3 protein-coding genes are annotated in these 7,112 nt (G+C 63.3%); 2 read left to right on the forward strand and 1 reads right to left on the reverse strand.

The genetic code is table 11. From position 1 onward, the window contains the following. Window positions 1-152: 152 nt before the first annotated feature. Window positions 153-1,754 carry a hypothetical protein gene (locus tag HZC36_16085; protein ID MBI5708504.1) on the forward strand — a complete coding sequence of 534 codons (1,602 nt, stop codon included), beginning with the start codon at window positions 153-155 and terminating at the stop codon, window positions 1,752-1,754. 22 nt (window positions 1,755-1,776) lie between these two features. Here HZC36_16085 and HZC36_16090 read toward each other — a convergent pair whose 3' ends face one another. Further along, window positions 1,777-5,100 (reverse strand): hypothetical protein, encoded by a 3,324-nt coding sequence (locus tag HZC36_16090; protein MBI5708505.1) that lies wholly within the window; start codon window positions 5,098-5,100, stop codon window positions 1,777-1,779. 368 nt (window positions 5,101-5,468) lie between these two features. Between HZC36_16090 and HZC36_16095 the strand changes: the two genes are divergently transcribed. Next, window positions 5,469-6,725 carry an O-acetylhomoserine aminocarboxypropyltransferase/cysteine synthase gene (locus HZC36_16095; GenBank protein ID MBI5708506.1) on the forward strand — a complete coding sequence of 419 codons (1,257 nt, stop codon included), beginning with the start codon at window positions 5,469-5,471 and terminating at the stop codon, window positions 6,723-6,725. The last annotated feature ends 387 nt before the right edge of the window (window positions 6,726-7,112 follow it).

Genomic DNA, 7,112 nt, shown 5'->3' on the forward strand with positions numbered 1-7,112 from the left:
CCTTCATCTCTTCATCTCCTCAAAATCACTCCTCCACTTCTCGCCGCGTCGCGCGTGCTTCCCGAGTACTCCGGCTCGCCTCTACCCTTAGCACGCTCGCTCACTCCGACTCGTAGAACGAAGTAGGCGCCTAGCGCCAGGAGGAGCGTGCAATGGCACGTGCACAGTATCGTCCCATCCGGCTGGTTGGCCGGTTGGCAGTCTTCGTTCTCGCGGGTTCCGTGCTGTTGGCCGCCAGCAGTTTTCCAGGCTCCGCGAGTCAATCTCAGATCACCGTTGAGGGGATGGCCGCAGGCATGGCGAAGAGCATGCTGCGGACCAAACAAGTTCCCTATACCAAGAGCCCGCTCTCAAGCTACAGCACGGGCATTCACCTGGCGATGGGTGTTCCCGAGAAGATCCTCAACAAACTCTTCGAAACGAGCGGGCGCTCGCTGGGCTACTTCCTGACCCACAGCGCCCAACCGAGTGACATCCCAGCGAATCCATACGTGCGGACGACCAAGCAGCGGCTTCCAAACGGCAAGAGCTATGAAGAGGTCTTGTATGACAAGATCCGGTCTTCTGGAGGGAACCTGACTCCCGGTGATGTTCTCCGAATGTCGCTCGAAGCAACCGGTGGCGACTATTACGTGGCCACTTTGACTGCCCATAACCTCTTGAAGGAGGTGGCCTACGGCGAAGCAAGCGGCACAATCGGCTGGGACCGCGGCGCGAGGGTCAGCATGAAAACGGCCAAGGTCATCCGGCCCGATCAAGTGCTTGACAAGCTCATCAACCTTCGGCCGCCCGGCGACAAATTCGCCAGCGACAAAGACGGCCCTTGGTACCACATGTTCGGCGTGTTCTTCGTCGGCGGAGTCTCCAATCCGAGCACGGCGGCAAACATGGCCGCCTTTGAGAACCTCACCCGCAAGATCCACCTGGGCAGCGACCCCGACCCGACGAAAGAAGCCATCAACACTGCCTCCGGCGCTATCGGCGCCATGCTTGCTGACCTGGCCGCAAACGGTCCATTGGTGCCCGACGATCTCTCCAAGCTCACCGACGCTAAACTCGCCGAACTTAGGGCCAAGCTGCGCGCCTTTCACGAATCCTCACGCAAGAAGATGGAGGCGATGAACAACAACCCGCAGATGGCGAACACGCTTCGGGGCCTGCAAAGGGCGATCTCTAACGAGGTTGAACGAGCGGATAAGGAGATCCAGCGCCGCAAGGACCTGAACAAGCCCAAAGATCCTGCCGCAGCGCCAGGAGCTGGATGGGTGCTGACGGGCATCAACGTCCCCAAGGTCCCTGACTGGATCGGGGACCGCGACCCGAAGCGGTTCAGCCGATGGAAGATCGATGGAGGCGACGGGAGCCTCTCGGTCCAGAACTCCTGGAACGACGCCTCCTACAAAGTCTTGACGGCGACGACCGTGCTTCAGTGGAAGGTTCAAGAGCCCGTCGCCAAGCTGAGGCCAGGAACGCAACTCCACATAAGCGGGAGCTGTGCGATGTCCGGAATTCAGGACCGCAGCAGCTTCGGATGCCACTGGCAGCCCACCGGTATGAGGCCGGGCGACAGTCACACCAGCGGAATCGGTATCTACTCGAAGGACCTCGCCGGAACAGGCGCGCAGGCAACGTTCGAGGCTGTGGCGACGGTACCCCCGAAGTCAGCCTATGGTGGTGCGATGGTGCTTCGCTTCCTTGCCTATGCGCGTGGGTACGGCGCGGTGGAGTACGTTTACAAGTGGGTTGACAAATGACCTGTACCTGCAACGAGGGGCATCAGCGCTGATCTGCCCAAAGCAGCACCCGAACCGGTCCGAACAGGCCTGAAGGCAGCAAAGCGTCTGTCGGCTTGTAGGGATTCCAGGTGGTGCGAGTCAAACGCCGTTCCTCGGGCAGGCCGCTGTCCTTGATCAGGCGGTTCGGCCACAGATTCGCGACCTCGATCTTCAGGGTGTTGCTCTTAGCTTTCAGGAGACCAGAAGGGATGGAGGCTCGCCAGGGGGCGCACCACACAATCCCGAGGTCGCGGCCATTCAGATTGACCCGCGCCTGGTTCTTCACAGGGCCGAGATCCAGAACCGTTTGGCCCTGATGCTTACCGGCGAACGGCGCGTCAAAGGTCTTTCGGTAGGTTGCCATGCCGGAGTAGAAGCGGATTTGGTCCTCAGCGCGCTTGGTCCAGTCTTCCAGCTTCTCGAAGATCACCGGTTCCGCCGGCCCTCCCCAATTCGGGTCGAAGGACACCTCCCACTGGCCTTTCAATTCGGCCATCGGGGTGAATTTGGCGAAGTTCGGGCCCGTCACCTTTGGCCCCCTGCGAAAGACCACGAAGTAGGCCTCACCCGACTCGAATCGGAGCGGCACAATCGTTCGTCCACCTGCCTCCCGATATTCTGGGAGCGGGCGCCGTTCGCCGGTCATCGGGTCCCAAATCTCCGGCCGCAGACCGGCAACTCGGAATCTGCAATTCGCCGACACCGGGGCTGCCGTGCGATTGCCCACGAAGTAAACCTCCTCGCCAGGCTCGGTGCGGTGAATGTACCGGAGATCAGCGTCGGCTTCGAAGTCCGGAGCCACGCCCTTCTGTTCCAGGATCCTGGCCGTCCTTGAATAAGGAGGATAGAGCTCCGGCGAAACGTCCACGGCAGCCAAGCCCCAGGGTCCCGCGCCGATAGCGCCTAGCTCGGCGGCCGGCCTGCCGTCGGCCTCTCCGGGCATCGCGCTCAACCATTGCTTGTCGGTCAGCACAACCTGTGACGTTCCGTTCGCCAGGGTCACCTTCAGAGCCCCAATCAGTCCGGCGGGGTTGGGGGAGGTGCCGTCGTTCTGGGCAACCACTTGGATGACGTTCTTCCCGGGCTTCAGCATCCCAGCCACGTCGGCCGTGACGATCGTGTGGAAGTTGTCGCCGCTCGCTGCTCTTTTGCCGTTCACCAAGAGCTCGAATCGGTTGTCCGCCGTCATGCTGAAGCTGGCCTGCTTCACTTGGCCGGGTAGCTCGAACTTGCGCAGGAACATCCGCGAACCGACGGGAGCCGAAACGGCTGGGTTGCCCTCGGGATACCAGATCCACTTTGCATCGGCGATCGCGGGACGGGCGAGAGCCGCGGGCTTTTCATCTCGGATCACTCGCTTGCCGGCCCAAAGCGCCGCTGCCAAGCGGTTCACCTCGGCGTCGCTCTGAGGGTAGTTTTGCAGGCCCTGGGCGCGCGAGGGCGGCGAGCCGACAACCGTCGCGCCGGCCTCAACTAGCGCCTTGATCTTCCTAAGCAGCTGGGGCGACATCGCGTTGGTCCTGGGCAAAACGAGCAGCCGGTAGCTCATGCCGTCCGGAAAAACGAGGCGCCCTCCTTTCACCGAAGCTCGTTCGATGAGGGCTTGAGGAGCACAGCCGTCGAAGCTGTAACCCCGCCGGTCCGGATGCCCGGGAAGCGTGGCCGAGGCCGGAGCGCGAAACACGTTGGGCGCGCCTTCGGCGTCCAGATACAAGATGTCCGCCACCGGCAGACCCCGCCGAAGCATCGCCTGACACCGGGCCAGGTATGTGTGATAACCGCTCGCCATCGGCCACCAGGTCTGGGTCCGGTCCCAATGCACCCCATAGGGCCCAAAGGTCATGCCCGGAAATCGGTCCAGCCAGGGCTGGTGCGCATACCTGTGGAAGATGAACCGGTTGATGCCCGCACACAGCGCCCAATCGCCCTGCGCTTTGAGCATTGCTGGGTCGAGCTGCCAGGCGTCGCCATCCGAAGTGAATGCCTCCGCGCCAACGATCTTCCGGCCCATCGTATGTGCCGCCGACACCGCCTCAAAGGCGCTGTAGGTAGTGTTGAAGCCACGCGACCAGAACTCGCATTGCGGGGCATCAGCGACGCCTCCAAGCGCGAGATCTCCGGCGGGATTCAGGTCGTAGGGCTCGATGGATAGCTGCAGGCCGTGCTTGCGCGACAGCTCTTTGAGCCGGATCGCGTGGTTCTCGATGACGAGTTCCTGGGCCGTTCTTCGCAGGTCCCAAAGGAACCGTTCCGTCACCTCCACGCTCTCCACCACGCGCCCAAGCATCGCCGGTAGGTAGCGGAGTGGGTCGTAGCCTCGCCGCTGCCGAAACTCCTCGCGAAACCTGGCCGACCAGTTCTGCGAGCCCATTTCCCAACTGTCGAAGTGGATCGTGGTCAGGCCGCGATCGCGGTGGGCCGGCTCGCCGGTGACCTTCAGGAGCGTCTCGATGAACGAATCGAAGTGGGCGTCGAGACCGGCGCGGTCGAACTTGTCCGATTCCAACCCCAGACCCGGTTCGGGCGCCGGACGGGTGGTCTGGCCGGTGATCCTGCGCCCGAACCGCACGATGGTCCATTCGCCAGGAGGCACGTCCCATACGAGCCTTCCCTCCGGGGTGAGCTTGCTTGTCAGGTCAATGACGGATTTGGCGGGAATGCACTCGGAGGCCGGGAGTTTACGCCGATCCGGCAGGAGGTAGGGCTTGACGCCCGGCTGCGAGGAATAGGGCGCGCGGTAGTAGAGCGCTTTCTCGTCGATGTCGGGAATGCGGTAGTCGCCCGAGGGCGTGCGAAACGCTAGCACCGCCACGTCGCGATAGAATCCCAGCCAAGCTTCGCGCAGTTCAGGTGTGAGCGTCGCCTCTCCAAAGAAGGGCCTGCGTGGCGCGGGCTTTGCCAACACAGCGTCGAAGCGGACTGGACCGGTGGCCTGGGTCTCGCTGCCCACAAGATGCTGCATCGAGTTTTCGGGTTTGACCCAAGGGCCCCCTGTCCCGCACCATCCCGGCCCCGCGCCGAGGGCGATTTGGATTCCCAGCCGATCGGCTTCGGAGAGCGCGTGTTTGACCAGCCGCTGCCAGGGCTCGCTCATGAACCGGACCGGCCCGCGCGGCACGCCGACATCCACTTCGAGCAGGATCGCCCCGCCGATGCCCGCCTGCTTCATCGCCTGGAGGTCGGCTGAGATGCCCTCGGCGGTGAAGTTGCCGTCCATCACCATCCAATACACCCACGGCCTCGCTTCCGGTGGTGGCGAAATGAAGAGGCGTTCAAGGCTCTGGGCTGTGGCGGTGCCCTGGGAGACAATTAGCCCGACAAACACTATTGACCAGGAAATCAGCGCACGAGGCAACGACGCATGACGGTGACGGAGGTGGCGGTTCGCCAACGCGAAAATAGGGGCATGGACCTCAAGCTTCGGCACACTGGGAGCTTACTCCCAAGCTGATTCCCCCATTTCATGAGGCAGACGGCCGGGTGCGGCGACATCATCACTCTCCTGAACACCCATCACCCAGCGCCTGAAGACCCGACAACCTGAAGACCCATCACCCATCACCCAACACCTGACAACCTGAGAACCTCACAACCTGAAAACCCATCACCCAGCACCCAACTCCCTGAACACCCTCCGCCGGGATAAACTCATCCCCCTTGGACAACGCCCACCGATTCGGATTTGAGACCCGCATGCTCCATGCCGGGCAGATTCCCGACCCCCAGGTCGGCGCGCGCGCCGTGCCGATCTATCAGACCTCCAGCTACGTCTTCGAGAGCACCGATGAGGCCGCGCACCTCTTCGAGCTCAAGCAGTACGGCAACATTTACGCCCGCCTCTCCAACCCCACGACCGCCGTCTTCGAGGAGCGCATGGCGTCGCTTGAGGGCGGGACCGGCGCAGTGGCGGTCGCCAGCGGCATGGCGGCGCAGTTCTCGACGTTCCTCACGCTCTTCCAGCCCGGCGATCAGATGGTCGCCAGCAGCAAGCTCTACGGCGGCACGATGACCCAGCTCAGGTACACGCTGAAGCGCCTCGCCGTCGACGTCACGTTTGTAGACCCGGACAAGACCGAGGACTGGGAGGCCGCCATCACCCCGAAGACCCGCGCGCTGTTCGTCGAGATCATCGGCAACCCGGTCGGCAGCATCCCGGACCTTTCGGCGCTGGCAGAGCTGGCGAAGGCGCACAAGATCCCGCTGATCGTGGACAGCACCTTCGCCACGCCCTACCTCTGCCGCCCGATCGAGTGGGGCGCGACGCTGGTCGTGCATTCGGCGACCAAGTTCATCGGCGGGCACGGCAACAGCATCGCGGGCGTGGTGGTGGATTCCGGCGATTTCGACTTCTCCACCTTCCCCACCATCGCCGACCCGACGCCCAGCTACCACGGCCTGCGGTTCTTCGATACGTTCGGCCACTACGCGTTCCTGATGAAGCTGCGCGTCGAGACGGTGCGCGATACCGGCGGCTGCATCTCGCCGTTCAACTCGTTCCTGATGCTGCAAGGGCTGGAGACGCTCTCGGTCCGAATGGACCGACACGTCCAAAACGCCCAGGCGGTGGCAGAGTTCCTGGAGGGGCACCCGAAGATCGCGAAGGTGAACTACGCCGGCCTGCCCAGCCACCCGCATCATGAGCGCGCGAAGAAGTACCTGCCGAAAGGTCCCGGGGCGGTGATGTCGATCGAGCTAGCGCCCCCGGCAGATGGCGATGCGCGCGCCGCCGGCAAGCGCTTCATCGAGGGCTTGCAACTCTTCTCGCACCTGGCGAACGTCGGCGACGCCAAGAGCCTGGTCATCCACCCGGCGACGACGACCCACTACAAACTGACCGACGAGGAGATGCTCGCCGGCGGCATCACGCCCGGCATGGTTCGGCTGTCCGTGGGTCTGGAAACCGTCGATGATCTGCTCTGGGATCTGGATCAGGCGTTGGAGGGGGTGTGAGGGGTTCTCCCTCTCCCTCACGAGCGCGGCGCTTTCGCACACCGCCCCAATCGGAATAGTGGGGGAGAGGGTCGGGGTGAGGGGGACCTTTCATCGTCTTGCTTCTTCCACCCCCACCCTGCCCTCCCCCGCGACAAGGAAGCGATCGGTAGGCGGGGGCCCCGGGTCGCAGGAGAGGAAGACCTTCTGCTCACCGACGAGGAGGGGCGCTGCCGGCGGCATCACGCCTGGGGATGGTCCGCCTGTCCGTGGGTCTGGAGACGTTGGAGGATTTGGTTTGGGATCTGGAACGGGCGTTGGAGGGGGTGTGAGGGGTTCTCCCTCTCCCTCACGAGCGCAGCGCTTTCGGACACTGCCCCAATCGGAATAGTGGGGGAGAGGGTCGGG

Source organism: Armatimonadota bacterium (genome assembly GCA_016223145.1).
GTDB lineage: Bacteria > Armatimonadota > Fimbriimonadia > Fimbriimonadales > Fimbriimonadaceae > Nitrosymbiomonas.

Coding starts and splice junctions, on each gene's coding strand:
- HZC36_16085 (MBI5708504.1), top strand. CDS start 153: ATGGCACGTGCACAGTATCGTCCCATCCGGCTGGTTGGCCGGTTGGCA.
- HZC36_16095 (MBI5708506.1), top strand. CDS start 5,469: ATGCTCCATGCCGGGCAGATTCCCGACCCCCAGGTCGGCGCGCGCGCC.